At 54.2% G+C, this 26993-nt stretch carries 23 protein-coding genes and 6 tRNA genes; 15 read left to right on the top strand and 14 right to left on the bottom strand.

Annotated features, from left to right (window positions below):
• Positions 1–3 precede the first annotated feature (3 nt).
• Positions 4–1722 carry a LytS/YhcK type 5TM receptor domain-containing protein gene (locus tag ACM5QY_RS10450; RefSeq protein WP_416120561.1) on the top strand — a complete coding sequence of 573 codons (1719 nt, stop codon included), beginning with the start codon at positions 4–6 and terminating at the stop codon, positions 1720–1722.
• Between the two features lie 96 nt (positions 1723–1818).
• Positions 1819–2568 carry a LytR/AlgR family response regulator transcription factor gene (locus ACM5QY_RS10445; RefSeq protein ID WP_416120560.1) on the top strand — a complete coding sequence of 250 codons (750 nt, stop codon included), beginning with the start codon at positions 1819–1821 and terminating at the stop codon, positions 2566–2568.
• Positions 2569–2605: 37 nt separating this feature from the next.
• On the opposite strand, the gene glk is transcribed toward ACM5QY_RS10445, so the two are convergent.
• On the bottom strand, positions 2606–3571 hold the full coding sequence (gene glk / locus ACM5QY_RS10440; RefSeq protein WP_416120559.1) for a glucokinase: 966 nt from the start codon (positions 3569–3571) through the stop codon (positions 2606–2608).
• A 319-nt stretch (positions 3572–3890) separates the two neighbouring features.
• On the opposite strand from glk, the gene ACM5QY_RS10435 reads away from it, so the two are divergent.
• On the top strand, positions 3891–5153 hold the full coding sequence (locus tag ACM5QY_RS10435) for an ion channel protein (RefSeq protein WP_416120558.1): 1263 nt from the start codon (positions 3891–3893) through the stop codon (positions 5151–5153).
• On the opposite strand, the gene ACM5QY_RS10430 is transcribed toward ACM5QY_RS10435, so the two are convergent.
• On the bottom strand, positions 5150–5848 hold the full coding sequence (locus tag ACM5QY_RS10430) for an aspartate/glutamate racemase family protein (protein WP_416120557.1): 699 nt from the start codon (positions 5846–5848) through the stop codon (positions 5150–5152). The genes ACM5QY_RS10435 and ACM5QY_RS10430 overlap by 4 nt on opposite strands.
• Before the next feature lie 126 nt (positions 5849–5974).
• Entirely contained in the window at positions 5975–6448 is a 474-nt protein-coding gene (locus tag ACM5QY_RS10425; RefSeq protein WP_416120556.1) for a multidrug/biocide efflux PACE transporter, read from the bottom strand.
• Positions 6449–6581: 133 nt separating this feature from the next.
• On the opposite strand from ACM5QY_RS10425, the gene ACM5QY_RS10420 reads away from it, so the two are divergent.
• Positions 6582–7469, top strand: a complete 888-nt coding sequence (locus tag ACM5QY_RS10420; RefSeq protein WP_416120555.1) for a LysR family transcriptional regulator — start codon at positions 6582–6584, stop codon at positions 7467–7469.
• Here ACM5QY_RS10420 and ACM5QY_RS10415 read toward each other — a convergent pair.
• Positions 7458–9116, bottom strand: a complete 1659-nt coding sequence (locus tag ACM5QY_RS10415; RefSeq protein ID WP_416120554.1) for an alpha-keto acid decarboxylase family protein — start codon at positions 9114–9116, stop codon at positions 7458–7460. The genes ACM5QY_RS10420 and ACM5QY_RS10415 overlap by 12 nt on opposite strands.
• A gap of 335 nt (positions 9117–9451) precedes the next feature.
• Here ACM5QY_RS10415 and mgrA point away from each other — a divergent pair, with 335 nt between their 5' ends.
• Complete coding sequence (mgrA, locus tag ACM5QY_RS10410; RefSeq protein WP_416120553.1) at positions 9452–10441, top strand: L-glyceraldehyde 3-phosphate reductase; 990 nt, start codon at positions 9452–9454, stop codon at positions 10439–10441.
• A 159-nt stretch (positions 10442–10600) separates the two neighbouring features.
• Positions 10601–11032 carry a DUF2502 domain-containing protein gene (locus tag ACM5QY_RS10405; RefSeq protein WP_416120552.1) on the top strand — a complete coding sequence of 144 codons (432 nt, stop codon included), beginning with the start codon at positions 10601–10603 and terminating at the stop codon, positions 11030–11032.
• Positions 11033–11109: 77 nt separating this feature from the next.
• Here ACM5QY_RS10405 and ACM5QY_RS10400 read toward each other — a convergent pair whose 3' ends face one another.
• Positions 11110–12339: an Nramp family divalent metal transporter gene (locus tag ACM5QY_RS10400; protein WP_416120551.1), complete on the bottom strand. Its 1230-nt coding sequence runs from the start codon at positions 12337–12339 to the stop codon at positions 11110–11112.
• Positions 12340–12755: 416 nt separating this feature from the next.
• Between ACM5QY_RS10400 and ACM5QY_RS10395 the strand changes: the two genes are divergently transcribed.
• Positions 12756–13943 (top strand): NupC/NupG family nucleoside CNT transporter, encoded by a 1188-nt coding sequence (locus tag ACM5QY_RS10395; RefSeq protein WP_013574449.1) that lies wholly within the window; start codon positions 12756–12758, stop codon positions 13941–13943.
• 125 nt (positions 13944–14068) lie between these two features.
• Here the strand turns inward: ACM5QY_RS10395 and ACM5QY_RS10390 are convergent.
• Positions 14069–14144 (bottom strand) — tRNA-Ala (locus tag ACM5QY_RS10390).
• A gap of 73 nt (positions 14145–14217) precedes the next feature.
• Positions 14218–14293 (bottom strand) — tRNA-Ala (locus ACM5QY_RS10385).
• Between the two features lie 353 nt (positions 14294–14646).
• Between ACM5QY_RS10385 and ACM5QY_RS10380 the strand changes: the two genes are divergently transcribed.
• Entirely contained in the window at positions 14647–15438 is a 792-nt protein-coding gene (locus tag ACM5QY_RS10380; protein ID WP_416120550.1) for a formate/nitrite transporter family protein, read from the top strand.
• 97 nt (positions 15439–15535) lie between these two features.
• On the opposite strand, the gene gltX is transcribed toward ACM5QY_RS10380, so the two are convergent.
• A complete protein-coding gene (gene gltX, locus ACM5QY_RS10375; protein ID WP_416120549.1) occupies positions 15536–16954 on the bottom strand; it encodes a glutamate--tRNA ligase in 1419 nt (472 codons plus the stop codon).
• A gap of 263 nt (positions 16955–17217) precedes the next feature.
• On the opposite strand from gltX, the gene ACM5QY_RS10370 reads away from it, so the two are divergent.
• The 4 genes from ACM5QY_RS10370 (at position 17218) to ACM5QY_RS10355 (ending at position 17620) form a co-directional block, all read left to right on the top strand.
• Positions 17218–17293, top strand: a tRNA-Val gene (locus ACM5QY_RS10370).
• Between the two features lie 49 nt (positions 17294–17342).
• A tRNA-Val gene (locus ACM5QY_RS10365) sits at positions 17343–17418 on the top strand.
• 43 nt (positions 17419–17461) lie between these two features.
• Positions 17462–17537: transfer RNA gene (locus ACM5QY_RS10360), tRNA-Val, on the top strand.
• 7 nt (positions 17538–17544) lie between these two features.
• Positions 17545–17620, top strand: a tRNA-Lys gene (locus ACM5QY_RS10355).
• Between the two features lie 70 nt (positions 17621–17690).
• Here ACM5QY_RS10355 and eutC read toward each other — a convergent pair.
• From eutC to eat, 3 genes are read right to left on the bottom strand one after another with little or no spacing between them, the layout of a single operon-like run.
• A complete protein-coding gene (gene eutC, locus ACM5QY_RS10350) occupies positions 17691–18500 on the bottom strand; it encodes an ethanolamine ammonia-lyase subunit EutC (RefSeq protein ID WP_416120548.1) in 810 nt (269 codons plus the stop codon).
• An 11-nt stretch (positions 18501–18511) separates the two neighbouring features.
• Positions 18512–19894, bottom strand: coding sequence for an ethanolamine ammonia-lyase subunit EutB (locus tag ACM5QY_RS10345; protein WP_416120547.1), 1383 nt, complete (start codon positions 19892–19894; stop codon positions 18512–18514).
• A gap of 21 nt (positions 19895–19915) precedes the next feature.
• On the bottom strand, positions 19916–21325 hold the full coding sequence (eat, locus tag ACM5QY_RS10340; RefSeq protein ID WP_416120546.1) for an ethanolamine permease: 1410 nt from the start codon (positions 21323–21325) through the stop codon (positions 19916–19918).
• Between the two features lie 272 nt (positions 21326–21597).
• Between eat and ACM5QY_RS10335 the strand changes: the two genes are divergently transcribed.
• Together ACM5QY_RS10335 and ACM5QY_RS10330 are read left to right on the top strand one after the other, a co-directional pair.
• Entirely contained in the window at positions 21598–22131 is a 534-nt protein-coding gene (locus ACM5QY_RS10335) for a nucleotidyltransferase family protein (protein ID WP_416122862.1), read from the top strand.
• Positions 22132–22233: 102 nt separating this feature from the next.
• Entirely contained in the window at positions 22234–22572 is a 339-nt protein-coding gene (locus tag ACM5QY_RS10330; RefSeq protein ID WP_416120545.1) for a FlxA-like family protein, read from the top strand.
• Here ACM5QY_RS10330 and ACM5QY_RS10325 read toward each other — a convergent pair.
• The gene (locus tag ACM5QY_RS10325; protein ID WP_416120544.1) at positions 22563–23531 is read right to left on the bottom strand and encodes a LysR family transcriptional regulator; all 969 of its coding nucleotides are present in this window, start codon (positions 23529–23531) and stop codon (positions 22563–22565) included. The two genes, ACM5QY_RS10330 and ACM5QY_RS10325, sit on opposite strands and share 10 nt — an antisense overlap.
• Before the next feature lie 99 nt (positions 23532–23630).
• Here ACM5QY_RS10325 and ACM5QY_RS10320 point away from each other — a divergent pair, with 99 nt between their 5' ends.
• The gene (locus ACM5QY_RS10320) at positions 23631–24620 is read left to right on the top strand and encodes a bile acid:sodium symporter family protein (RefSeq protein ID WP_416120543.1); all 990 of its coding nucleotides are present in this window, start codon (positions 23631–23633) and stop codon (positions 24618–24620) included.
• 54 nt (positions 24621–24674) lie between these two features.
• On the opposite strand, the gene ACM5QY_RS10315 is transcribed toward ACM5QY_RS10320, so the two are convergent.
• Positions 24675–24917, bottom strand: a complete 243-nt coding sequence (locus tag ACM5QY_RS10315) for a DUF3820 family protein (RefSeq protein WP_104921132.1) — start codon at positions 24915–24917, stop codon at positions 24675–24677.
• Position 24918: 1 nt separating this feature from the next.
• Positions 24919–26940, bottom strand: a complete 2022-nt coding sequence (gene ligA / locus ACM5QY_RS10310; protein WP_416120542.1) for an NAD-dependent DNA ligase LigA — start codon at positions 26938–26940, stop codon at positions 24919–24921.
• Positions 26941–26993: the final 53 nt, after the last annotated feature.

The raw sequence follows: 26993 nt of genomic DNA, 5'->3' as shown, positions 1-26993 counted from the left end.
GCCATGCCTCACATGTTTGATATGCTGCTGGCGGTCTTTGACCGTGCGGCGCTGATGCTCATCTGTCTGTTCTTCCTCACGCGTACCCCGCTGTTCCGTAAACTGCTGCATAAAGAAAATGATAACCATACCGCGCTGGAACTGGCGGCGGTGACCGCCATTTTCTCGCTGTTCGCGATTTTCGGCACACTTTCGGGGATCAACGTTGAAGGCTCGCTGATTAACGTGCGGACTATCGCCATTATGTCCGGCGGCATCCTTTTCGGGCCGTGGGTTGGTATTATCACCGGCGTGGTGTCGGGCACCCACCGGTTCCTGATCGACATTCACGGGCCGACGTCCATTCCGTGTCTGATCACCAGTATTACCGCCGGTTTCCTGTCGGGCTATATCAATAAGAAAGTCAAAAAAGCACTGCACTGGAAAGTCGGTATTATCGGCGGCATGCTGTGCGAAACGCTGACCATGATTCTGATTTTACTGATGGCTCGCCCGTTTTCGCTCGGGCTGGATATCGTCATGAATATCGCCGCGCCGCTGATCCTCGGTGCCAGTTCGATTGGCCTTATCGTGATTCTGGTACAAAGCGTCGAGGATGAAAAAGAAGTTATTGCCGCCCGGCAGGCGCGGCTGGCGCTGGATATCGCCAATAAAACGCTGCCCTATTTTCGTCACATAGAAGGTCTGAGTATCAACGCAGAATCATTAGCCAATATTTGCCGGATTATTCGCGATGATATCGACGCCGATGCCGTCGCTATTACTGATACCAAAAACATCCTGGCCTATGTGGGCGTGGGCGCGGAAGTTTATAATATCGGCCATGAAGCGCTCAGCGAGATGACCAAGGCCACGCTGGAAAGCGGCGAGATTACCGTCAAAAATAACGATGAGATGCACCGCACGCCGCAAATTCACTCGCTGATTATTATCCCACTGTGGGAAAAAGGTGAAGTGACCGGTTCCCTGAAAATCTATTATTGCGACCCGCACCGCATTACCTATTCGCTGAAAGTCATGGCGATCGGGCTGTCGCAAATTATGTCGACGCAGATGGAAGTATCGCGCACCGAGCAACTGCGTGAAATGGCAAACAAAGCCGAAATGCGCGCGCTGCAAAGCAAGATTAACCCGCACTTTCTGTTTAACGCGCTGAACGCGATTTCATCGTCAATCCGCGCCCGCCCTGACGTTGCGCGGCAGTTGATCATCAATCTTTCCCGTTACTTACGTTATAACCTGGAACTGAACGATGAGCTGATTGATCTGCGTAAAGAGTTGCACCAGGTGCAGGATTATATCGCCATCGAGCAGGCACGGTTTGGCAGTAAGCTGACGGTGATTTATGACATTGATGACGATATTTCGGTGAAAATCCCCAGCCTGCTGATCCAGCCGCTGGTGGAGAATGCTATCGTCCACGGGATCCAGAAGTGCAGCGGTAAAGGCGTGGTGGTGATTTCGGTCAAACATCAGCCCGGCGGCGTTAAGGTTTCCGTGAAAGACACCGGCCACGGCATCAATCAGGAAACGATTGACCGCGTTGAACGCAATGAAATGCCGGGGAATAAAATCGGCCTGCTGAATGTACATCACCGCGTTTCGCTGTTGTACGGTCAGGGGTTGAATATCCGGCGTCTTGAGCCGGGGACAGATATTTCTTTTTTGATCACCAAGACCCCTTCCGCTGTGGCAAATGCCCCTGAGAGCAAAATAGCCTGAAGCCGAAGACCCATGCCGTAAATATTCGCTAATTATAATTTTTGAAGCACTTAACCTGCCGCCCGCGTTTCGGGCGAACGCATCGGGGATCATTCCATGAAAGCCATTATCGTCGAAGATGAAGTACCGGCTCAGGAAGAACTGAGTTATCTGATCAACACACACAGCAACATCAAAATTGAAGCGATATTTGATGACGGGCTGGACGTGCTTAAATATCTGCAAACCAATGAAGTGGATGCGATTTTTCTCGATATCAGCATTCCTTCGCTCGACGGTGTTTTACTGGCGCAAAATATCAGTAAGTTCGCGCATAAACCTTACATTGTATTTATCACCGCTTACAAAGAACACGCCGCCGAAGCCTTTGAAATCGAAGCGTTTGACTACATTCTCAAGCCTTATCACGAATCCCGCATCGTCACGATGCTGCAAAAACTCGAATCGCATTTTCAGCGTGACAGCCAGGATAAGCAGGAAGCCTCCGCCCCCGCGCCGAGTAATGCGCCGCGCGTCAGCCACAGCATTAATCTCATCAAAGATGAGCGCATTATCGTGACGGACATTAACGATATTTATTACGCCGCCGCGCAGGAAAAAGTGACGCAGGTTTATACCCGCAAAGAAGAATTCACCATGCCGATGAACATTACCGAGCTGTGCACCCGCCTGCCGGAGGAACATTTTTTCCGCTGCCACCGTTCGTATTGTGTGAATTTGTCGAAGATCCGCGAGATTGTGCCGTGGTTTAACAACACCTACATTTTGCGGTTAAGTGATTTGGATTTCGAAGTGCCGGTCAGCCGGAGCAAGGTGAAGGAATTCAGGCAGTTAATGCGGTTCTGATGTTACGGCCTCCCCTTTACAAGGGAGGCCGTTAACATTAAATCGTCAAACCAATCGACTGACGCAGATAGGCTCCCGCGCCTAACAATCCCGGCTGATCGTGGGTGATCAGGAACACCGGAATATCCATCAGATAATCTTTAAAGCGCCCTTTGTCTTCAAACGCCGCACGGAAACCGGAGGCTTTGAAGAATTCCAGGAAGCGCGGAACAATCCCGCCCGCGATGTACACACCGCCAAACGTGCCCATGTTCAGCGCCAGATTACCGCCAAAACGCCCCATGATGACGCAGAATAATGACAGCGCGCGGCGGCAATCGACGTTTTCGTCTGACAGCGCCAGCTCGGTGACATCTTTTGGTTTGAAGTTTTCCGGCACGCGGTTATCGGATTTAACAATCGCGCGGTAAAGGTTCACCAGCCCCGGCCCGGAAAGAATACGCTCCGCAGAAACATGGCCCATTTCGGTGCGCAGCTGTTCCAGAATACTGTCTTCTTCTTCGCTGTTTGGCGCGAAATCAACGTGACCGCCCTCGCCCGGCAGGCTCATCCACTGTTTGTTGGCGTGGATCAGATGCGCCACGCCCAGACCGGTGCCCGCGCCGTAAATCACCGCCGGTTTACCGTCCTGCGCTTTTTTGCCACCAAACTGAAGCAGGTCGGCTTCTTTAAGCATCGGGATCGCCATGGAAACGGCGGTGAAATCGTTGATCACTTCCAGATGTTTCAACCCGAGGCTTTTCTTCATTTCTGCAATGGAGAAGGCCCAGGTGTGGTTGGTCATCGCCACCCAGTCGCCGGTAATCGGGCAGGCAATCGCGATACATGCATCCTCAACTTCCTGTTGCTGCTGCGAAAGATACTCACGAACCGTGGCTTCGAGGCTGTCATATTCCAGCCCGGAAAAAGTCTTCGACTGAGAAATCTCGCCGCTGTCTAAAGCGCAAAGCGCCAGGCGGCAGTTGGTGCCCCCGACATCGCCCACCAGGGAGTATTTGGTCATGTTATTCTCCACAAAAGTAAATTCGTTATGCTGCGCACCCGCGCTAAAGTTGCTGTGCGAAAGAGTACGCGGCCAGACGCGCTGCTATAAGCTGCACATCCCTTCACGCGACCGGCGAAAGCCTGCCAGCGGTGGCAAAGCTTACAGATTCGTGTGGGCAAAATAGCGGTAATTGCTATACGCTGCAACGCAGTTTTGAACCAACGCACATTTATGCGGCATGTCACACAGAATAATGTCTGCTGCCGGTAAACAGACCTTGCTGAGATTCATCTAAGCTATTAGGGCATACAAAATTATAATATAAGGAAATACTTGCATGTTTCATCCCCGCGCCAGACTCATGCTGGCTTTTGCGTTGCCCGCGATCATCATCGGCGTGCTGTCGAGCCTGATTCTGGTCGCCATCATGATGCTTGCCGGTGCATTGCAAACTTTGCTTTGGCAAAACATTCCCGCTGTTTTACATGTGAATACTCAGTCTGCCAGCTGGACGTTGTTTATGCTGACGCTGACAGGCATCGGCGTGGGTGCGTTAATCCGGTATATGCCGGGTCATGCGGGGCCGGATCCGGCGACCGAATCGCTGATTGGCGCGCCGGTGGCAATCAGTTCACTGACCGGGCTGGCGTTAGCCTTAATGCTCGGTCTGGCCGGTGGCGTCAGCCTCGGCCCTGAATATCCGATTACCGTGATTAATATTGCGCTGGCCGCCGCGTTTGGCGCGCGGTTTATGCCGAAAGTGCCGACCACTGACTGGGTGATTCTGGCCGCCGCCGGAACCATCGGTGCGTTGTTTGGTACGCCAATTGCCGCCGCGCTGATTTTCTCGCAAACGCTGGGCACCAATAAAGATGTGCCGCTGTGGGATCGGCTTTTCGCGCCGCTGCTGGCGGCGGGTGCGGGGGCGATTACCACCGATCAGTTTTTCCAGCCCGACTTTTCGCTGACCATTCCGGCTTATGACAGTTCACGCCTGATTGATGTTTTCAGCGGCTCCGTGGTGGTGTTAATCGCCATTGCGCTGGGGATGCTCGCGATCTGGTTATTCCCGCATATGCATCGCCTGTTTAACAGCATTCAGAACCCGGTGCTGCGGCTGGGTCTGGGCGGGTTTGTGCTCGGCCTGCTGGCGCTGATTGGCGGGGAAATCACGCTGTTCAAAGGGCTGGATGAGATGAAACAGCTGGCTCATTCGAATCAGCTGTTTGAGATGGGTCCGCTGCTGGCGATTACGCTCACCAAGCTGGCGGCCTTAGTGGTGGCGGCGGCCTGCGGTTTTCGCGGCGGACGTATTTTTCCGGCGGTGTTCGTCGGCGTCTCGCTGGGTCTGATGTTGCATCAGTACGCCCCGGATGTGCCTGCAGCGGTCACCGTTTCCTGCGCAGTAATGGGCATGGTCCTGGTGGTCACGCGCGATGGCTGGCTCAGTCTGTTTATGGCGGCCGCTGTAGTGCCGGGGCTTAAATTGCTGCCGCTGTTGTGTATCGTGATGCTGCCAGCCTGGTTGATGCTGGCCGGTAAACCGCTGATGCTGGTGGCGAAACAGTCAGTGCGGCGTGAGGATCCTGACGCCGATTAAGAGTCTTTCAGGGCGAACTCAGCCGCCGCCAGCGCGTGAATGGCGGTGGTATCAAAAACGGGAACGCCCGCATCTTCAGCGCCCACCAACAGGGTGATTTCAGTACAGCCGAAAATAATGCCTTCCACGCCCTGCTGTTCCAGATTGGCAATAATCCTTCGGTATTCTTCGCGTGACGCGTTGCGGATAATCCCCAGACATAATTCTTCGTAGATGACGCGATGGATGATTTCGCGGTCACCGGCATCCGGCGTCACGACATCAATCTGATGCTGTTCCTGTAAGCGCCCGCGATAAAAATCCTGTTCCATGGTGAAACGCGTGCCAAGCAGGCCAATTCTCTTCAGCCCCTGCGCTTTGATTTTTCCGGCGGTGGCATCGGCAATGTGCAGCAACGGCAGGCTGCCAATCCGCTCAATATCACCGGCCACTTTGTGCATCGTATTCGTGCAGACCACGATGACATCAGCCCCGGCGCGCGCCAGCGAGTTGGCCGCGTTGCCAAGAAGTTCGCCTGCCTGCTGCCAGTCACCGGCCATTTGCAGCTTTTCAATCTCGTAGAAATCGACGCTGTAGAGGAACAGTTTGGCAGAGTGTAATCCGCCCAACTGTTGTTTCACATGTTCGTTAATCATCCGGTAATACGGCACGGTGGATTCCCAGCTCATGCCGCCAATCAGCCCTAACGTTTTCATCTCTGCTTCCCTTTTGTCTGCGTATTTTTGGCGAAAACAGTCTGCGTGACAAAACCATAACCGACAAAAAGCCCGCAAACAAAGAAAATGTCTGCGGGCTTTTTGTCGGGCGATAGCCTGCGGGAATTAATGTTTGGCCGGGCAATCCTGAACCGTTGCGCGGCGCTGCATCCAGCGCTGGCGCAGCGTGTCATACACCCAGTTATAGGCCACGGTGTAGGGCAGGAAGAACAGGAAGAACCCGATTTCCAGCATGAACGCGTCGGCTAAGCCGATGCCCAGCCACAGCGCAGCAATCGGCAGGCCAATCAGAATGAATCCGCCCTCGAAACCCAGCGCATGGGCAATACGGATTTTCAGCGTCCGCACCACGCGGGTGACCGGCCAGAATTTGTCGAAGAAGGTGTTGTAAATAATGTTCCACACCATTGCTGTCGTCGACAACATGATAGCCAGCGCGCCCATTTCCCAGACCGGTTTATTCAGCGCCCATGCAGCTGCCGGGGCGGAGATCAGGACGGCCAGCGTCTCGAAGCCGACGGCATGGAAGATGCGTTCGCCCAATGTTTTCTGAGATGAATTACGTGTTTGCTTAGACATAAAAACCTGCCTGTTCCCTGATAATGAGTGCGTGACGGTTGTCACAGGCAGGTATTATCATCACTAAATAAGATGGATTAAAGATAGTAAGTATCGTTAAAATCGATGGATTGAACTTACAGGAGAGTTGCCCATGCGCTATTCACCGGAAGCCCTGATTGCTTTTGTGGAAGCGGCTGACGCCGGATCGTTCTCCGCCGCCGCGCGGAAATTGCGTAAAAGCCAATCGACGGTCAGCACGGCGATTGCCAATCTGGAAGTGGATTTAGGCGTGATGCTGTTTGACCGTCAGAGCCGCCATCCGGTGCTGACACCCGCCGGGCAGCGTGTGCTGAGCCACGTTCAGGCCATTCTGGCCGCCAGCGAGCGCCTCGATGAACTGGCCGTGCGGTTATCCACGCAGCCGGAAACCCGCCTGACGTTTGTGCTTTCCGATACCTATCAGCCCACGCACCACGAGGCGCTGCTGCGCCGGTTTGAGCGGCGTTATCCGGATATCGAATTTGAATGCCAGATTGCCGAAGATCAGGACGTCATCGAGCTGTTGCAGTCGGGTCGCGCGCATATCGGCATGGTGGAGGCGCAGGCAAGTTATCCGCCGGATATCGGCGCGGCGCGGCTGCCCGAGCAGACGGATATGTCGATTTTTTGCAGCCGGGAGCACCCGCTGGCGAAAATGGAGAAACTGCAACCCGAGCAGTTACATACGTTCCGAGAGCTGTGTTTGCAGCCTTACAGCCGCCGCGAAATGCCGCGCGCGCAGGGCCAGGTGTGGTCTGCACCCAGTTATCTGATGCTGCTGGAAATGGCGGAGCAGGGGTTTGGCTGGGCGACGTTACCGCACTGGCTGGTGAAGCAGTTCGGGCATGACAAACTGGTGACGCTGCCCTTGCGTGGCTGGCCAAAAAAGATATCTGTGGATGCGGTATGGAGTAAAAATAATCAGCCCGGCCCGGCGGGAAGCTGGTTCATCGACCAGTTGATTGACCCGCCGGAGAAGGACGACGATTTAGTGCCCTGAATTGCGTTTCGCCAGTGATTTTGTCACCGAGCTTAACAGTTCGGGGATATCCATTTTTGGCAGAACCACTTCAATCCAGGCCATCTGGCGATGCGCACTGGCTTTTTCTATCGCTTCTTTCAGCGCCTGCGGAGAATCAGCCCGCGCGGTGAACACATCTTTGCCGCCAAAAGCCGACGGAAACTGCGTCCAGTTCCACTGCGCAATGTCGTTATAACGCTGCGTTTCGCCGTGGATCGCCCGTTCAACGGTATAGCCGTCATTGTTAATGACGAAAATGATCGGCGGCAGCGCGTAACGGATCGCCGCACCCAGCCCCTGCAGGGTCAGTTGCGCCGAGCCGTCGCCGATAAGCAGTACCACACGGCGCGCGGGAGCCGCAATTTGTACGCCAAACGCGGCGGGCAACGTAAAACCAATCGAGCCCCACAGCGGCTGGACAACAAACTGGCAATCTTCCGGCAGATTCAGCGCCGCCGCGCCAAAGCAGGCAGTGCCCTGCTCCGCGACCAGAATATCGCCCGGTTGCAGGAAATCCTGAATCTGCTGCCAGAATTCGTATTGCCCGAAATGCCCTTCATGGGAGTCGGGCAGCGCCGTGCGTTTTACCGCATAAGGCTGCCAGCCGGAGGCCAGTTCTGCGGTCAGACGATGCAGGACACTGACGGTTTTAGCCATCGGCAACTGGTGGAAAATCTGATCGCCCACGCGGGCGGAAAAGGGCTGGAGATCAATGCACTTACCGTCGGGCAACTGCTGGGTAAATCCGGCGGTGATCGTATCGGTGAATTTCACCCCGACGTTAATCACCACATCCGCGCCTTCAATGGCCTCGCGGGTCGATGCCGCGCTGCCCGCCCCGGAATAGGTTCCGGCAAAATTCGTTTGCTGCTCGTTAAACAGCCCCTTGCCCATCAGCAAGGTGGCGTGCGGCAGCGGCACTTCTTCCATCCATGCTTCCAGCGCGGTTTTGACGTCAAAGCGATCGGCAAGGAAATCCGCCAGCAGCGAAACGCGTTTTGCGCTGCGCAGCTGGTTTTCAGCGGCGGCAGCAAAGGCTTCCAGAGAAGAAGGCGAGAATGGCGGCTGACGCGGCGGGAGCGCATGTGCTCTGGTACTGACCGGCAATGCGGCCACATCACTTGGCAGCAAAATATAGCCCGGCCGCGAGTGATAGAGGGCTTCTTCAATGACGCGGTCGATTTCAGCGAGCGCATTTTCCGGCGTCAGCGCGGTTTGCGCGACACTCACCGGCTGTGACATCCGCATGAAGTGGCCGAAGTTGCCGTCGCCCAGTGTGTGGTGCAGTAATTCGCCTTTGCGCTGAGAGGCCAGCGCCGGAGCCCCGACAATGTGGATCACCGGTACGTATTCGGCATAACTGCCCGCAACGCCGTTGAGTGCGCTCAGTTCGCCAACGCCAAAAGTGGTCAGCAACGCACCGATACCTTTGGTACGCGCGTATCCGTCTGCGCCGTACGCGGCGTTAAGTTCGTTAGTGCAGCCCACCCAGGTGATTTGCTGATGGTTAATCACACTGTCGAGAAAAGTGAGGTTGTAATCCCCCGGCACGCCAAACAACTCGGAGACCCCGCTAAACGATAAGCGGTCTAAGAGATAGTCACCTACGGTATATAGATTATCCATGACGATCCTCTGTTAAAAATAAAGTAAACAGTTAATCCCACTAGCTTAAGTATTACGCCAAACCGGGGAATAGGATATTTATTCTCCAAAATAAGATGTGGAAACGCAGAGTTACAGCATTGCACTGAGATCACGCAGGCGTTATTGCTCAGCAGTTTCGGTAATAGAGAGGAAATCAGAAAGGATGCTACCCCCGTGTTTATTCACGAAAAGGGGCTACAGGGATTGTTCCGGATGTGATCTGAATATCTGGAAATGCCTGTGAAAGCGCATACACTAAAAGGGCTTTTTACCTCATCCTTACATGATTCATACCCTTTAAAAGAAAGGTCTCTATGCCGTATTTAGCGAGTCCCAACCGTTACGAAAAGATGGAATACCGCCGCTGTGGTCAGAGCGGGCTAAAACTGCCTGCCGTTTCCCTTGGCCTCTGGCATAACTTTGGGGATAACGCCCATTTTGAAAATGGCCGGAAGCTTATCCGCCACGCGTTCGACCACGGGATCACCCATTTTGACCTCGCCAATAACTATGGCCCGCCTCCGGGTTCTGCCGAACAGCATTTTGGCCGCATTTTGCAGGAAGATTTACTCCCTTATCGCGATGAGCTGATTATCTCTTCGAAAGCCGGTTACACCATGTGGGACGGCCCTTACGGTGACTGGGGTTCGAAAAAATATCTGGTGGCCAGCCTGAATCAGAGCCTGAAACGCATGGGACTGGATTACGTGGATGTCTTCTATCATCACCGCCCGGATCCGGACACACCGCTGGAGGAAACCATGGCGGCGCTGGATTTGATCGTGCGTCAGGGCAAAGCGCTGTACGTCGGGTTATCCAATTATCCGGCAGACCGCGCTAAAGAAGCGTTTCAGATCCTCAAACAGCTCGGCACGCCGTGCCTGATCCATCAGCCAAAATATTCCATGTTCGAACGCTGGGTGGAAGCGGATTTGCTCGATACGCTGGCGGATAACGGCGTGGGTTCCATCGCCTTCTCGCCACTGGCGGGCGGTGTGCTGACCGACCGTTATCTGGCGGGCATTCCTGAAGATTCACGCGCGGCCAGCGACAGTAAATTCCTGACTACCGATCAACTGACGGATGAGAAACTGGCGAAAGTGCGTAAGCTGAATGACATTGCGCAGGCGCGCGGGCAGAAACTCTCTCAGATGGCACTGGCCTGGGTGCTGCGCGGCGATCGCGTGACATCTGTGCTTATCGGTGCCAGCAAAACCGGGCAAATTGATGATGCGGTCGGCATGATTGCTAACCGTCATTTCACCCCGGAAGAGCTGGCGGCGATCGAAGCGATCTTAGTGTAAACGGTTACCCATCTGCTTAATAAACGCACCTTTATGGAGGCACCGTAAGGATTTCGTTAAGGCAGGTAAATCAATCAAAACAGGATTGTAAGCAATAGAACCCGGCCCCTCTTCCCCTTATAACTGTCAGCATAAATTATAAGGAATCTGGGGCCGTCTATGATTAAGCCAATACTTTTCGGGACATTGCTGTTCGCCTTGCTTCCTGCTGCCGCGCCTGCTGTTCAGGCCAGCAGCTTTAGCCTCAATACGCCGGGTCTTTCCATCAGTATTGGCGAGCGTGACCGCCGGGGTTATTACTGGGACGGATACGACTGGCGCAATCCGAGCTGGTGGAACAGTTACCGCGGCCATAATTATGGTCACCGTGGCCCGCGCGGCGATTACTGGGACGGTTACCGCTGGCGCGATCAGGGCTGGTGGCAGCAACGCCATCCGCCACGCCGCCCGATGCCACCGCCGCCGCGTTATTATCATGGCGATCACGGTCGGCCGCATTATGACCACGGACGCGGCCCGGACAGAGGTCACGGACCGGACCGCGGACATGGCCGGGGTGACGACCAGGGCGACGACCGTCGTCGTCACTGATTCACTGAATGCCAGAAACAAAAACGGGACAGCGCAAACTGTCCCGTTTTTTATGGCCTGAATCTGTCAGCTGTAAATTATTTCAGCATACCGATGAGCAGATAGAAATTGAGGCTGACAACAATCAGCACAATGAGTCGCCCCGCCCACTGTACGGTTTTGGTATTGACCATTTCGCCCATCAGGCTGCGGTTGCCGGTAAAGGCCAGCAGCGGCAACAGCGCCAGCGCAATCCCGAAACTCAGCAATACCTGGCTCATGACCAGAATTCGCGTCGCATCGAGCCCCATCAGGATCACGATAAAAGACGGCATCATGGTGACCGTACGGCGCACCCACAGCGGAATGTAGAATTTCACAAAGCCCTGCATCACCACCTGACCGGCCAACGTGCCGACCACGGTGGAGGATAAACCGGCAGCGACCAGGCTCAGGCCAAATGTCGTCGCGGCGGCGTGGCCGAGCAGCGGTTGCAGCGTCAGATAGGCTTCGTCGAGTTCACTGATCCCGCTGTGGCCGCTGAAATGGAACGCAGCGGCGGCGGTCGCCATCATCGCCAGATTCACGAAACCGGCGATGGTCATCGCGATACCGACATCCAGCTTTGTCGCGGAATAACGCTGTTCTTTCGAGGCCTTCCCTGCCCGCTGAGTCAGCGAGGAGTGAAGATAAATGACGTGCGGCATGATGGTCGCGCCCAGCACACCGGCGGCCAGATAGACGGAATCACTGGTGGGCAGCGCAGGGATCAGCATGCCTTTACCCAGCGCCACGATGCTTGGCTGCGAGAAGAACAACTCTGCGATATAAGCGGCGGCGACGAAAAGCAGCAAACCGGCAATGACCAGTTCCAGCGGTTTTTGCCCGCGCTTTTGTAACCCGAGGATAATAAAGGTGGCAATCCCGGTAAGCACCGCGCCCTGAAGCAGCGAAACCCCGAGAAGCAATTTGAAGCCGATCGCCGCACCGATAAATTCGGCGAGATCGGTCGCCATCGCGATGATCTCCGCCTGGACCCAGTAAGCCCAGACGGCAGGACGCGGGAAACGGTCACGGATGTGTTCGGCAAGGTTTTTGCCGGTGGCAATACCCAGTTTGGCAGACAATAACTGGATCAACATCGCCATGACGTTGGCCCAGACCACCACCCACAGCAACTGGTAGCCATAAGACGCACCGGCCTGAATGTTAGTCGCAAAGTTGCCCGGATCGATGTAACCGATGGCGGCAATAAACGCCGGTCCCATCAGTGAAAGCTTCATCTTTCTGGCTGCGCGGCCTGTAGATTCGGCCCGGCTGTTCAGCATAGTCAGTTAACCCTTACAATTATTACGCTTACATCAATCATATCTAATTGATAATGATTATCAAGTGCATTTAGAATGATCGGAGTAATTTCTCTGATAGGCAGCAGCGTAAGCGGCAAAGTCATCACTGAGTGGTTAATCATTCTGTCGGCTTTCAGAAAGCCTGACAGCATGCATTTTCCTAAAACAGACATTTACTGGCCAGATTTGGAACGCATTACGGCACATGATAAAACTAGCACAAGAATGCTAATTGTGCTTAGTTTTATTAACATCTTGATATTTTGTGTGATAGACCTCGATTTGTTGCAATTCGTGTCTGTAATTTCTATATTTGCTATCGACTTCACGTTTTAAATGTACGCGTTACATAAAATGTCCGTCGAAATATAGCCTGCCTCTAATTTGGAGCACCCATGTCCCGAATATTGCACTTTGTATTAGCGTTGGCCGTTGTCGCAGCACTGGCTTTACTGGTGAGCCGTGACCGGAAGAATATCCGTTTGCGTTTCATTGTTCAGCTGTTGGTCATCGAAGTCTTATTAGCCTATTTCTTCCTGAACTCTTCTGTCGGTTTAGGTTTTGTGAAAGGCTTCTCAGACTTGTTTGAGAAATTATTAGGATTCGCTGCGGAAGGGACCGGCTTCGTATTTGGAGGCATGAGCGATAAAGGATTAGCGTTCTTCTTCTTGAAAGTCTTGTGTCCGATCGTGTTTATTTCCGCACTGATCGGTATTTTACAACACATTCGTGTCCTGCCTTTCGTCATCCGTATCATCGGTACGGTCTTGTCGAAAATTAATGGCATGGGGAAACTGGAATCTTTCAACGCCATCAGCTCCCTGATTTTGGGTCAGTCAGAAAACTTTATCGCGTATAAAGATATTCTGAGCAAAATGTCTGAAAAACGTATGTACACCATGGCAGCCACAGCGATGTCGACGGTTTCTATGTCGATTGTGGGTGCGTACATGACCATGCTGGAACCGCGCTTCGTTGTTGCTGCGCTGGTGCTCAACATGTTCAGTACCTTCATCGTACTGTCGTTAATCAACCCTTATAAAGTTGATTCAGAAGAAGACCTGCAAATCGGGAACACGCACCAGGGTCAGAGCTTCTTTGAAATGCTGGGTGAATACATCCTGGCCGGTTTCAAAGTCGCTATCATCGTTGCCGCCATGTTGATTGGTTTCATCGCACTGATTTCCTGCCTGAATGCGCTGTTTGACGTGGTATTCGGTATCACCTTCCAGGGCGTGCTGGGTTATGTCTTCTATCCATTCGCATGGATGATGGGCGTGCCAAGCCACGAAGCCTTGCAGGTCGGCAGCATCATGGCAACCAAACTGGTTTCCAATGAATTTGTTGCGATGCTGGATCTGCAGAAAGTGGCGACCGAACTTTCACCACGTGGCGTGGGCATCCTGTCCGTGTTCCTGGTGTCTTTCGCGAACTTCTCGTCTATCGGTATCGTTGCCGGTGCTATCAAAGGCCTGAACGAACACCAGGGCAACGTGGTTTCACGCTTCGGCCTGAAACTGCTGTACGGCTCAACGCTGGTCAGCGTGTTGTCAGCTTCTATCGCGGGTCTGGTACTGGCGTAAGTAAGCAAACAACAGAACGACGAAGAAAGGCGCTCCGGCGCCTTTTTTTTATGCCTGCAATTCAGGAAGTCAGGAGGGAGAGAACAGAAAGCAAAAAACCCGCCGAAGCGGGTTTCTTTAATATTTGGTGGAGATAAGCGGGATCGAACCGCTGACCTCTTGCATGCCATGCAAGCGCTCTCCCAGCTGAGCTATACCCCCACACGAGGTCGTCCACATTGTACTTCTTGTGTTCCCTTTTGAGGAACTAACCAACTCACTCTGGTAAGGAAGTTGGTGGAGATAAGCGGGATCGAACCGCTGACCTCTTGCATGCCATGCAAGCGCTCTCCCAGCTGAGCTATACCCCCAATTCATGCCCGTAAAAACGGGTGAACGGGGCGCATAATATGAAACGCAGTCTGGCCTGTCAACGGCTAAATCCGTTTCTGGAATCAAGCGCTGAAAAAGCCGCCAAATCTCGCATTTCACAGGGAAAAAAGCCCTGCCCTCACGGAAATTCTCCGCAGGATGCATTGTTTTACAATTTGCCCGTCAGCCCGCATTCCGACTAGCTTTTTGATCTGCATAAGCATTTTCTTAACATCTATGTCCGGATGATTAATGACATGTTAGCAGACTATTAAAATCGTCTTGTTTTGAGAGAAATCTCAGAATAGACTGCCCGCGCAATAATCATAACTTACACCATTCGAGCTATCTCATGTCCTTGTATTCACCTAAAGAAATCGCATCCATCGCTGTCACAACGGGCGTAAACAAAAGTCACGCCTCCGTGTTGAATTTGTTAATTTTGGGCTTCCTGGCTGGCGCGTTCATCGCCACCGGTTTTCTGCTGGATCTGCATGTAATAGGGACGTTACCTGCATCCTGGGGATCATTTAGTAACTTGCTGGGAGCCGCCGTATTCCCGGTGGGGATCATTCTGACCGTTTTAGCAGGGGGAGAACTGCTGACCGGTAACATGATGACCTTACCGATCGCCTGGTTTGCGCGTCAGATCAGCCTGTACGCCGTTTTGCGTAACTGGTTCTGGGTCACTCTCGCTAACCTTCTAGGCAGCCTGGCCGTGGCCTATTTCTTCGGCCACGTTCTCGGCCTGACCGAAGGCGTGTACCTGAGCAAAACCGTCGCCACCGCCACCGCAAAAGTGAATGCAGACTTTATGCACGCCTTCATTTCCGGTATCGGCTGCAACTGGCTGGTGTGTCTGGCGATCTGGCTGGCCTTCGCCAGTAAAGAAGTCGGCGGTAAAGTGATCGGGATGTGGTTCCCGGTGATGGCGTTCGTGGCTATCGGCTTCCAGCACGTCGTGGCGAATATGTTCATCGTGCCAGCGGCAATCTTTGCCGGTGCACTGAGCTGGTCACAGTACTTCCCGAACTTCGCGGCCGTATTCCTTGGCAACGCCGTCGGCGGCGCGGGCTTCGTCGGGCTGATGTATTTTCTGGCCTACCGTCCGACCGTGGCAGCACCTGCAACTGAACAACGTTAATTCGCTCTGACGTTTTTTACGCATTAAAAAAGCCAGCCGGTTTCCCGCGCTGGTTTTTTTTTACTTCATCACCCTTTAGAGTGAATCAATAGAGAACTTACTGCTGCTGGGTTTCACGCTCAGCGATAAAGGCTAACGCCATATCGATACGCGCCAGTACACGGCTCTGACCGATAGCGTGGACCGTGACGTCAACGCCCGGAGACTGACCGGCGCCGGTGACGGCAACGCGCAGAGGCATCCCGACTTTACCCATCCCGACTTCCAGCTCATCCGCCGTGCCCTGAATCGCATGGTGAATGTTTACCGCCGTCCAGTCAGTAATCGCAGCCAGTTTCGCGCGAACCACTTCCAGCGGCTGACGTGCCACAGGGCGCAGGTGTTTCTTCGCCGCATCCGCATCGAACTCTGCGAAATCCTCGTAGAAGTAACGGCAGGACTCGGCCATTTCTTTCAGAGTTTTACAACGTTCGCCCAGCAAGGTAACGATTTCGAACAGCTGCGGGCCGTTACGGGTTTCGATACCGGCCTGTTCAACGTGCCACAGCAGGTGCGTCGCAACGTATTGCGGATCCATCGTATTGATGTAGTGGTGATTCAGCCATTGCAGTTTTTCGGTATTGAACGCACTGGCAGACTTGCTGACGTTTTCCAGAGAGAATAGCGCTTTCATTTCGTCACGGCTGAAGATTTCCTGATCGCCATGGGACCAGCCCAGACGCACCAGATAGTTCAGCAGCGCTTCCGGCAGATAACCGTCATCGCGATATTGCATAACGCCGACCGCGCCATGACGTTTGGACAGTTTTTTACCGTCGTCACCCAGAATCATGGAAACGTGCGCGTAAACCGGTACCGGTGCGCCCAGCGCTTTCAGGATGTTGATCTGGCGCGGGGTGTTGTTGATATGGTCTTCGCCACGGATTACGTGGGTGATTTCCATATCCCAGTCATCCACCACAACGCAGAAGTTGTAAGTCGGAGAACAGTCGGTACGGCGGATGATCAGATCATCGAGCTCGTCGTTGCTAAATTCGATCGGGCCGCGGATCTGGTCGTCAAAAATAACCGAACCTTCCTGCGGGTTACGGAAACGCACCACGCAAGGTTCATCAGCGGCGTGATGTTCGTGGCTGTCGCGGCAACGACCGTCATAACGCGGCTTCTCGTTATTGGCCATCTGGTGTTCACGCAACGTTTCCAGACGCTCTTTAGAGCAATAACATTTATACGCCGTGCCGTTTTCCAGCATTTCATCAATGACCGCGTTATAACGGTCAAAGCGTTTGGTCTGGAAATACGGGCCTTCATCCCAGTCCAGATTCAGCCAGTTCATGCCATCCATAATCGCGTCGATCGCTTCCTGCGTGGAACGTTCGAGATCGGTGTCTTCGATACGCAGCACAAACTCACCGCCAAGGTTGCGGGCATAGAGCCAGGAATAAAGCGCGGTACGGGCGCCGCCGACGTGCAGATAGCCGGTCGGGCTTGGGGCAAAACGGGTTTTGATTTTCATCCGGGTGCAACCTTAATAACGCAACGCTGAAAAACGTCGCTATCAGTTAACAAAAAGTGGCTGACATTCTACCACTCTGCCCTGATTCCTCAACGCTGATACAGGGGCAGTGACCGTGTTTAAGGCCATGAATGCGTAAACAATCGACTACGCGGGCGAGAAACGCGTCAGGTTGACTAAAAATAAGCCGAACGATCATTTTTGTTTTTAAAAAGCGTTGACGTTATTTCAAGTATCCCTATAATGCGACTCCATCACGACGGGGGCGATTAGCTCAGTTGGTAGAGCATCTCCTTTACACGGAGGGGGTCGGCGGTTCGAACCCGTCATCGCCCACCACTCTTTTTTAAGGGTGCCGCGTTGTGATAAGTAAGAAGAATTGAGAAATGGGCGATTAGCTCAGTTGGTAGAGCATCTCCTTTACACGGAGGGGGTCGGCGGTTCGAACCCGTCATCGCCCACCACTTCTCAGCAAGTTTCTTCTTACGTGGGGAAGTACCCAGAAGTGGGCGATTAGCTCAGTTGGTAGAGCATCTCCTTTACACGGAGGGGGTCGGCGGTTCGAACCCGTCATCGCCCACCACTTCTGCGGGCCGTTAGCTCAGTTGGTAGAGCAGTTGACTTTTAATCAATTGGTCGCTGGTTCGAATCCAGCACGGCCCACCAATTCAGAGAAAAGCGCCTTTAGGCGCTTTTTTCGTTTCTGATATCCGGAAATTATTTTCTCCCCTTCCAATTATTCCAGTGTAAACATCGGCACGACTTTATTGTGCAGCGCGGGATTATCGCTTTCATCTTTCAGATTCACCCCGGACAACTGATGATGGAACGATTGTTCGAGCAGCCACGCGAGTTTAAACGCCGCCTGCGGGTAGTTCAGCCCTTCAGGGCGCACGTTAGAGATGCAATTGCGTTCAGATTCCAGCCTTTTGGTGTGCGGCCCCCAGGTCATGTAAATCCCCAGACTGTCCGGTGAAGATAAACCGGGGCGTTCTCCAATCAGAATCGCTACCGCCTTTGCTTTCATCGCCTGCGCAATATCATCCCCCAGCGCCACGCGCGACTGATGCGCCAGCACCACCGGCCCCGGTTTTAGCTCAAGCGTGCGCAAATACGGCAATAATGCAGCAATAAGCGGCACAGCCTGACGATGCACGGCTTTGGACGACAAACCGTCGGCGACCACCAGCACAATATCTGCCGGTTCACCGGCCCTTTCCTGCAACGCCAGCCGGCTGCTTTCCGACAGTTTGCGCCCCAGATCCGGTCTGCACAGGTAAGTTGCCCTGTCCGGCGCGGCACTGGCGACGGTCAGCGTTTCCAGCCCCAGCGCTTCAAGTTCGGGTTCCAGTTGCTGGCTGTCAAAAGGCTGATGTACGGCATCACGCGCCTGCGCATGTGCCAGACCAAAGCGCAGCAGTTCATCAGTGGGCAAACTTGACCCTGTGCGCCCCAGCGCGATACGTGCCGCAGTAAACTGCCGCAGCGTTTCCCACGGGTTGTGATGCACCACCGGCGAGAGTTCCTGCCCTTTTTCTTTGTTCATCACAGCGGGCCTCAGTTAAGTTGCGGCAACTGGCGCAGTAAAGGATGCGATGCGCGGGTGTCCTGCAACACGCCCTGCGGATCAATAATTTTCATTTTCTCCAGCCAGACGGCAAATTCCGGCGCGTGTTTCAGCCCCAGCAATTCGCGGATGTACAGCGCGTCGTGGAAAGACGTGCTCTGGTAATTAAGCATGATGTCATCTGCGCCCGGTACACCAATCAGGAACGTCAGCCCGGCGGTGCCCAGCAGCGTCAGCAACGTATCCATATCGTCCTGATCGGCTTCCGCATGGTTGGTGTAACACACGTCGCAACCGAGCGGTACGCCAAGCAGTTTGCCGCAAAAATGGTCTTCAAGACCGGCGCGGATAATTTGCTTGCCGTCATACAGATATTCCGGCCCGATAAAACCCACCACGGTATTAATCAGTAGCGGCGAAAAATGCCGCGCGATGGCATACGCGCGCGCTTCGCAGGTTTGCTGATCCACACCGAAATGCGCATTCGCCGACAAACAACTGCCCTGCCCGGTTTCGAAATACATGACATTATCGCCCAGCGTTCCGCGTTTCAGGCTGAGCGCCGCCTGTTGTGCTTCCGCCAGCAGCGCCAGATTGATACCAAAACCGCTGTTCGCCGCTTCGGTTCCCGCGATCGACTGAAAGACCAGATCGACCGGCGCACCGCGTTCGACCAGCTTGATGGTATTGGTAACATGCGTCAGCACGCAGGATTGCGTCGGGATCTCGAACCGCGAAATGATGTCATCGAGCATGTAATTGAGATTTTCCAGCAGCGGCAAACTGTCACTGGCAGGGTTAATGCCAATCACCGCGTCGCCGGAACCGTAAAGCAAACCGTCGAGCATGCTGGCCGCAATGCCCTGCAAATTATCGGTAGGATGATTGGGTTGCAGGCGCACGCTCATGTGCCCCGGCAGCCCGATTGTATTGCGGAACCGGGTAATCACCCGGCATTTTTTGGCGACCAGAATCAGATCCTGATTGCGCATCAGTTTGCTGACCGCCGCCGCCATTTCCGGCGTGATCCCTTTTGCCACCGCGGCAAGCGTGAAACTGTCGGTTTTTTCGCTGAGCAGCCAGTCGCGAAAATCACCCACGGTCAGATGGGAAATCGCGGCAAACGCCGCGACGTCGTGCGTATCGATGATCAGCCGGGTGACTTCGTCCTCTTCATAAGGCACCAGCAGCTGTTGCAGAAACGTCTTGAGCGGAACCTCCGCCAGCGCCATTTTTGCCGCCATACGCTCTTCCGCGCTGGCGGCCGCCACTTCGGCCAGATAATCCCCCGACCGTGCGGGGGACGCTTTCGCCATCAGCTCGCGTAAATCCGTAAACTGATAGCGGCGATGGCTCAATGTCGTCTGAAACATAGCACTCCTTAGCAGGCCGGATTATTTGCCACTTTTGGCCGGAACCGGCTGTAGCCCGCGTAATTGCAGATCTTCAGCGGCATCGGCGCGTGCCTGATGAGTCAGGCGGAACCAGGCGTAGGCCAGTAACATCATGGCGGCGAAGATCATAAACAGTAAGGTGTTGTAGTAGATCATAGCGATAAGACAGACCACCGCCAGAACCAGCGCCAGTGCAGGCGCAAAAGGATAGAGTGGCGCACGGAACGGGCGGATCAGGTTCGGCTCACTGCGGCGCAATTTAAACAGTGCCGCCATTGAAATGATGTACATCACAATCGCGCCAAACACCGACATTGTCACGATATTTGCCGTCAGCGGTTGCCCGCCAATCACAATCAGGGAATCCGAGAAAATTGCTGCAATCCCGACAACCCCCCCGGCAATAATGCCCAGATGCGGAGTCTGGAAACGCGCATTCACGCTGGCAAGCCGTTTAGGCAGGTAGCCCGCACGCGCCAGCGCAAAAATCTGCCGAGAATATCCCATGATAATGCCGTGGAATGATGCAATCAGGCCAAACAGCCCCAGCCAGACCAGCATATGCAACCAGCCGCTGTTGCTGCCGACAATCAGTTTCATTGCCTGCGGCAACGGGTCGTTAATGTTCGACAATTTTGTCCAGTCACCCACGCCACCGGCAAACAGCATGACGCCCAGCGCGAGAACCGTCAGGGTCAGGATCCCGCCAATAAACGCTTTCGGGATAGTACGCTGCGGATCTTTGGCTTCTTCTGCCGCCATCGACGCGCCTTCAATCGCCAGGAAGAACCAAATGGCAAAAGGAATCGCGGCGAAGATGCCGGAGAATGCCGCCGGGCTAAAACTGTCGCTGCCTGCCCAGCCACCATGCATAAAGTTCGACATTTCAAAGCCCGGCGCCACTACGCCCATAAAGACCAGCAATTCGAATATCGCCAGTAACGTCACCAGCAATTCGAACGTCGCCGCAATACTGACACCCAAAATATTGAGTACCATAAAGACGATGTATGCGCCGACCGCCACCCATTTCGGTTCAATCGCCGGGAACTGCACGTTGAGATAGGCACCAATCGCCATAGCTATCGCGGGCGGCGCAAAAACAAATTCCACCAGCGTGGCGAATCCGGCGACAAATCCGCCCGTCGGCCCGAATGCGCGATATGCATAGGCGAAAGGTCCGCCTGCATGAGGAATCGACGTGGTGAGCTCGGTAAAGCTAAAAATAAAGGCACAGTACATGGCGGCAATCACGATTGCAGTGATGAGAAATCCCAGTGTACCCGCCTGCGCCCAGCCGTAGCTCCAGCCGAAATATTCACCGGAAATAACCAGCCCGACGGCAATGCCCCAAAGTTTAAAACTGCCCAGCGTACGCTTTAAAACAGGTGTGACTTTCGTGGTTTGCATGTGTGATCCCCTGCCCGGTGATAATGCAATTATTGTTAGAAGAGTATTTCAATAGTCTTGACCGCTGTGGATATTGCAAAGGCTGTACCACTTAAGAAATCCACAGCCTGCGCGGCCTGTAGCCCGTACGATAACCATCTTGCTTCATTTTGGCGCGCATAAGGAAAGGCGATTGCCCGAAACGGTGCGTGGGGAAAATGTCATCCACACACGCTACAATTTGGCATCAGATAAAAAGGAGGTCGTTCGTGCAGAAAAAAGAACAGCAAATTATGACCTGGCTCCGGGAAGAGCCGATGCATTTGCAGGCGCTGGAGCAGGTGCGTGAACTGGGGCTGAATGATGCGTGGCTGGCGGCGGGATTTGTGCGCAATCTCGTCTGGGACCGGTTGCACGGCTATGCGCAGGCCACGCCGCTCAATGATATTGATGTGGTGTATTTCAATCCTGAAAATTGCACTGCGCTGGCAGACGAACGTTATGAACATTGCCTGAAAGAACGCTCGCCTGATTTACCCTGGTCGGTGAAAAATCAGGCGCGGATGCATGAACGCCACGGCCATGCGCCCTATTCTTCCAGCGCAGACGCCATCAGTTATTGGGTGGAAGTGGAAACGGCGATTGGCGCAAGAATGAATGCTGACGGGCAGATTGAACTGAACGCGCCGCTGGGGCTGGAATCGCTGTTTGGCTTTAGTATCACGCCGAATCCGCGCCATGCGACCCCGGCTGTTTTCGCGCAACGGGTGCATGACAAAGGCTGGCTGACGCGGTGGCCTGAACTGCAAGTGCAAGAAATCCGTTAATACTGTAAGGAATATGAAAAGACAATAAAGCCGGGCTGACAGCTGCCGATAACAGTTAAGCATTTTTATATGCAAATTTTGATGTTAACTCAGTGAGGTATTATGACAACTATCAGCGCTACCAGCAGTTCGGTAAGCTCGGCGTCCACCAGTGACGCCAGCAGCTCCAGCCAGATTGCTCAGTTAACCAAACAAATTGCCAAGCTGACTGAACAGGTCAAAAGCCTGAGCAGCTCAGGCGGCAGTTCTGAAGACGTTCAGAAACAACAAGAGCTTCTGCAACAACAGATCGAATTGCTGCAACAGCAAATTGCGCAAATCGAACAGCAACAGGCACAGAAAGCACTCCAGCAACAGCAGCAACAACAAGCGACCGCTGAAGTGAAAAAAGAGGGCGTCAATAAGCCTTCTGATACCAACAGCATCGATATCTACGTGTAATCGCAGTCAATGCCTGAAACAGCCGGTGAGGCGTCAGCGTTCATAACGCCCTGCCGGCTGCGCTTCTCCATGAGTAAGTTTGCCTGCTCTTGCACGACCTGCCAGATGGCCTGTGCCGCCGGTGACAGTGACCGGTTTTTGCGTTTCACCAGCATCAGCACCCGGTTAATTTCCGGCACCAGCGGCCTGACGGCCAGACGACTGCCTTGTGGCATCGGCAGCGCCAGTGCGGGCAACACGCTGATTCCAATGCCAGCTTCAACCATCGGGAATAACGTGGCTGGATGACCGATTTCCTGCGCGATTTCCGCTTTCACTTTCTGCGCTTTCAGCGCGCCGTCGATCAGTATCCGGCTGCCTGAGGCGTAATCCTGCAACACCAGCTTACAACCGTTGAGCGAAGTCCATGCCACGGCAGATTGCGCTGCAAAAGGATGATCCTCGCGGCACAGCAGCAAAAATGGCTCATGCAAAATCGGCTCACAGTCGAGATCCGAACTCTCGCCGGGGTCAATCACAATACCGAAATCCACTTCTGCGTTTCTGACGCTGCTCAGCACCAGTTGTTGCGCCTGGTCGCGCAGTAATACCTGAATATCCGGGTATTGTGCCTGCCCGCTGGCGATACATTGCGGCATCAGTTGCGCGGAAATAGTCTGGCTGGAGGCGATTCTGACGCGGCCATTGTGCTGTGTTCCAAAACTTCGGGTATCGAGCAGCATCGCATGGAGTTCGTCGAGCAAAGGTTCTACCCGTTTTGACAAACTCAGCCCCGCGTGAGTCAGCACGACTTCGCGCGTGGTGCGGTCAAGCAACCGGACGCCCATTTCGGTTTCCAGCTCTTTCATGCTGTGGCTGACGGCAGACTGAGACAGGCCAATCGCTTCCCCTGCCCGGCTGAAGCTGCCATAGCGCGCCACTGCGACAAAAATACGAAGCTGCCTGAGAGAATAATTCATGAATTTTCCACATCAATGGATTAAATAAATCAATTTTTTAATTGTACCGTAAACACTCAAAATAGCGGAATTCCACGATAACCTTCTCAGAGTATCCGCATGCGCTTCTTGCCCGATCGTTTTACCTTAACGCTGATCGCTACCGTTCTGCTTGCCACATTCTTTCCTGCCAGCGGGATGTTTGTCGCCTTCTTCAACAATCTGACTATTTTCGCCATCGGGCTGCTGTTCTTTATGCACGGTGCCAAACTGTCGCGCGAGGCCATTTTTCAGGGTAGCAATAACTGGCGGCTGCACCTGTGGGTGATGTTCAGCACGTTCATTCTGTTCCCGATCCTCGGCCTGTTGTTCCAGTGGTGGCATCCGGTGGACGTCAGCCCGCAGATTTACAGCGGATTTGTGTACCTGTGTATTTTGCCGGCGACCGTTCAGTCTGCTATCGCGTTTACCTCTCTGGCGGGCGGGAACGTCGCGGCGGCGGTGTGCAGCGCCTCGGCATCCAGCCTGTTGGGGATATTTGTTTCGCCGCTGCTGGTCAGTTTGCTGATGCATGTTCAGGGGGAAACCGGTAACGGACTCGAACAGGTCGGGCGTATTGTGCTGCAACTGCTGGTGCCGTTTATCGCCGGGCATTTGCTGCGTCCGCTGATTGGCGGGTTTGTGGAACGTCACCGTAAGATGATCGGCAAAACCGATCAGACGTCGATCCTTCTGGTGGTGTATTCCGCGTTCAGTGAAGCTGTCACGCAGGGGATCTGGCATCAGGTGGGCATCGGTTCCCTGCTGCTTATCGTGGCGTTCAGTCTGGTGTTACTGGCGTTCGTGCTGGTGATCAATACTTACGCCGCACGCTGGCTGGGCTTCAGCAAACCGGATGAAATTACCATTGTGTTCTGCGGTTCCAAAAAGAGCCTGGCGAACGGTATTCCGATGGCCAATATTCTCTTCCCGGTCAGTGCGATTGGCATGATGGTTCTGCCGCTGATGATTTTCCATCAGGTACAGCTGATGACCTGTGCGGTGCTGGCGAAGCGCTATCAGAAAAAGCAAAAAAACGTGGCGCTCAGACAGGCGCAGGTGGCGGAGTAATGTCAAAAATAAAGGCGCTGAGATCAGCGCCTTTATCATAAAAGTAAAATGTCGTTATTCGTCCGTGCCGCCTAAACCCGGCCCGTTGCGACGCAGCGGATTGATCAGGCTTTGCAGCCCTTCGCTTTTGATCGCCAGCGTCAGCTGCATCAGCTCGCCGAGTTTCCCCTCCGGAAATTCCTCTTTGCGGGCGAACCACAGCAAGTATTCCTCAGGTAAATCAATCAGTACCCTTCCGGCATATTTGCCAAAAGGCATCACCGTATTGGCGATTTTAATGAGATCTTCTTTTTCCATTTTAGTCGCCCAGCAGGCGGATCATCTCCGCTTCGTCGATGACTTCGATACCCAGTTCCTGCGCTTTTGCCAGTTTTGAACCTGCGGCTTCACCGGCGATCACCAGATCGGTTTTCTTCGACACGCTGCCGGACACTTTTGCGCCCAGCGCGGTCAGACGATCTTTCGCTTCATCGCGTGACAAAATGGACAACGAACCTGTCAGCACCACGGTTTTACCGGCGAACGGGCTGTCGATTTCTTCCGGCACAATCACCTGAACTTCTGGCCAGTGAACATTGATTTCCGGGCTCAGCAATTCGTCGATCACCTGCCGGTTATGTTCTTCGGACAGGAAATTCACGACGTGTTTCGCCACGACATCACCGACGTCCGGCACGGTTTTCAGCGATTCAATATCGGCCGCTTTCAGCGCCTCTACGGAGCCATAATGTGCCGCCAGATTGGCCGCCGTGGCTTCGCCCACTTCACGGATGCCCAGCGCGTACAGGAACCGCGCCAGCGTGGTTTCTTTGGCTTTTTCCAGCGCATTCACCACGTTTTGCGCCGATTTCGGCCCCATGCGATCCAGCCCGGTTAGCTTGCCCGCGGTCAGACGGAACAGATCCGCCGGATTTTTGACGTACTCTTTTTCCACCAGCTGATCGATAATTTTGTCGCCCATGCCGTCAACGTCCAGCGCGCGGCGGGAAACGAAATGCTTCAGCGCTTCTTTACGCTGCGCGCCGCAAATCAGGCCAGCGGTACAACGCGCCACGGCTTCGCCTTCGACACGCTCAACGTCTGAATGACACACCGGGCAATGCGTCGGGAAAACCACTTCACGGGCATCTTCCGGACGTTCATCCAGTACGACGCCCACCACCTGCGGGATGACGTCCCCGGCGCGGCGAACGATCACGGTATCGCCGATACGCAGACCAAGACGTTCTATTTCATCCGCATTGTGCAGCGTGGCATTACTGACCATTACGCCTGCGACCAGCACCGGCTCCAGACGGGCAACCGGCGTTATCGCGCCGGTGCGCCCGACCTGAAACTCGACGTCTTTGACCAGCGTAATTTGTTCCTGCGCAGGGAATTTAAACGCCGTTGCCCAACGCGGTGCGCGCGCCACAAAGCCCAGCGTTTCCTGAATATCCAGAGAATCAATTTTGACCACCACGCCGTCGATATCAAAACCGAGCGAAGGGCGATCGGCCTCGACCTGACGGTAAAACGCCAGCACGTCGTCGCTGCCGGTACACACACGGACACGCTCGCTGACCGGTAATCCCCAGGCTTTAAGCTGTTGCAGACGATCATAATGACTGCGCGGCAATTCACCGCCTTCCAGCAACCCCACACCGTAGCAGAAGAAAGTCAGCGGGCGTTTCGCAGTGATACGCGGATCCAGCTGACGCAAAGAACCTGCCGCCGCATTACGCGGGTTAGCGAACACTTTACCGCCTGTACGCCGCGCTTCTTCGTTCATTGCTTCAAAGCCCGGCTGCGGCATAAAGACTTCGCCACGCACTTCGAGCCGTTCGGGAATATTTTCACCGTGCAGGCGCAGCGGAATGGCGCGGATGGTACGCACGTTGGCCGTGATATTTTCGCCGGTTGTGCCGTCACCGCGCGTTGCCGCCTGCACCAGTTCGCCATTTTCATACAACAAGCTGACCGCCAGACCGTCGAGTTTCAGTTCGCAGCAGAATGTCAGCGGTTCTGCGGTTTTCAGCCGGTCCTGAACGCGCTTATAAAACGCCAGATAACTTTCTTCATCAAAAACGTTGTCCAGCGACAGCATCGGAACACGGTGTTTAACCTGTTCGAAAGCGGAGAGCGGCGCGGCGCCCACGCGCTGAGTCGGCGAGTCAGCGGTAATCAGCTCAGGATGCGCGGTTTCCAGCTCGCGCAGTTCGCGCATTAAGCGGTCGTATTCCGCATCCGGCACTTCCGGGGCATCCAGAACGTGATACTGATATTCGTGATGGCGCAACTGCGTGCGTAAATGATTGATCTGTTCTTCGATAGTGGCCATGACTCACCGTGGAGATAAAAAACCCCCGGCAAGCGGGGGTTAGGGGAATGGGT

It is taken from the genome of Rahnella sp. PCH160, from assembly GCF_047784855.1.
Classification (GTDB): domain Bacteria; phylum Pseudomonadota; class Gammaproteobacteria; order Enterobacterales; family Enterobacteriaceae; genus Rahnella.
This window is presented reverse-complemented; position numbering and strand designations above follow the sequence as displayed.

Bases quoted from the DNA above. Each gene is read 5' to 3' on its own strand.
- ACM5QY_RS10330 (WP_416120545.1), top strand. From the start codon at position 22,234: ATGACAACTATCAGCGCTACCAGCAGTTCGGTAAGCTCGGCGTCCACC.
- ACM5QY_RS10320 (WP_416120543.1), top strand. From the start codon at position 23,631: ATGCGCTTCTTGCCCGATCGTTTTACCTTAACGCTGATCGCTACCGTT.
- ACM5QY_RS10405 (WP_416120552.1), top strand. From the start codon at position 10,601: ATGATTAAGCCAATACTTTTCGGGACATTGCTGTTCGCCTTGCTTCCT.
- ACM5QY_RS10380 (WP_416120550.1), top strand. From the start codon at position 14,647: ATGTCCTTGTATTCACCTAAAGAAATCGCATCCATCGCTGTCACAACG.
- eat (WP_416120546.1), bottom strand. From the start codon at position 21,325: ATGCAAACCACGAAAGTCACACCTGTTTTAAAGCGTACGCTGGGCAGT.
- ACM5QY_RS10400 (WP_416120551.1), bottom strand. From the start codon at position 12,339: ATGCTGAACAGCCGGGCCGAATCTACAGGCCGCGCAGCCAGAAAGATG.
- ACM5QY_RS10395 (WP_013574449.1), top strand. From the start codon at position 12,756: ATGTCCCGAATATTGCACTTTGTATTAGCGTTGGCCGTTGTCGCAGCA.
- ligA (WP_416120542.1), bottom strand. From the start codon at position 26,940: ATGGCCACTATCGAAGAACAGATCAATCATTTACGCACGCAGTTGCGC.
- ACM5QY_RS10445 (WP_416120560.1), top strand. From the start codon at position 1,819: ATGAAAGCCATTATCGTCGAAGATGAAGTACCGGCTCAGGAAGAACTG.
- ACM5QY_RS10325 (WP_416120544.1), bottom strand. From the start codon at position 23,531: ATGAATTATTCTCTCAGGCAGCTTCGTATTTTTGTCGCAGTGGCGCGC.
- mgrA (WP_416120553.1), top strand. From the start codon at position 9,452: ATGCCGTATTTAGCGAGTCCCAACCGTTACGAAAAGATGGAATACCGC.
- ACM5QY_RS10420 (WP_416120555.1), top strand. From the start codon at position 6,582: ATGCGCTATTCACCGGAAGCCCTGATTGCTTTTGTGGAAGCGGCTGAC.
- ACM5QY_RS10450 (WP_416120561.1), top strand. From the start codon at position 4: ATGCCTCACATGTTTGATATGCTGCTGGCGGTCTTTGACCGTGCGGCG.
- ACM5QY_RS10315 (WP_104921132.1), bottom strand. From the start codon at position 24,917: ATGGAAAAAGAAGATCTCATTAAAATCGCCAATACGGTGATGCCTTTT.
- ACM5QY_RS10430 (WP_416120557.1), bottom strand. From the start codon at position 5,848: ATGAAAACGTTAGGGCTGATTGGCGGCATGAGCTGGGAATCCACCGTG.
- ACM5QY_RS10415 (WP_416120554.1), bottom strand. From the start codon at position 9,116: ATGGATAATCTATATACCGTAGGTGACTATCTCTTAGACCGCTTATCG.
- ACM5QY_RS10335 (WP_416122862.1), top strand. From the start codon at position 21,598: ATGACCTGGCTCCGGGAAGAGCCGATGCATTTGCAGGCGCTGGAGCAG.
- ACM5QY_RS10345 (WP_416120547.1), bottom strand. From the start codon at position 19,894: ATGTTTCAGACGACATTGAGCCATCGCCGCTATCAGTTTACGGATTTA.
- eutC (WP_416120548.1), bottom strand. From the start codon at position 18,500: ATGAACAAAGAAAAAGGGCAGGAACTCTCGCCGGTGGTGCATCACAAC.
- ACM5QY_RS10425 (WP_416120556.1), bottom strand. From the start codon at position 6,448: ATGTCTAAGCAAACACGTAATTCATCTCAGAAAACATTGGGCGAACGC.
- ACM5QY_RS10435 (WP_416120558.1), top strand. From the start codon at position 3,891: ATGTTTCATCCCCGCGCCAGACTCATGCTGGCTTTTGCGTTGCCCGCG.
- glk (WP_416120559.1), bottom strand. From the start codon at position 3,571: ATGACCAAATACTCCCTGGTGGGCGATGTCGGGGGCACCAACTGCCGC.
- gltX (WP_416120549.1), bottom strand. From the start codon at position 16,954: ATGAAAATCAAAACCCGTTTTGCCCCAAGCCCGACCGGCTATCTGCAC.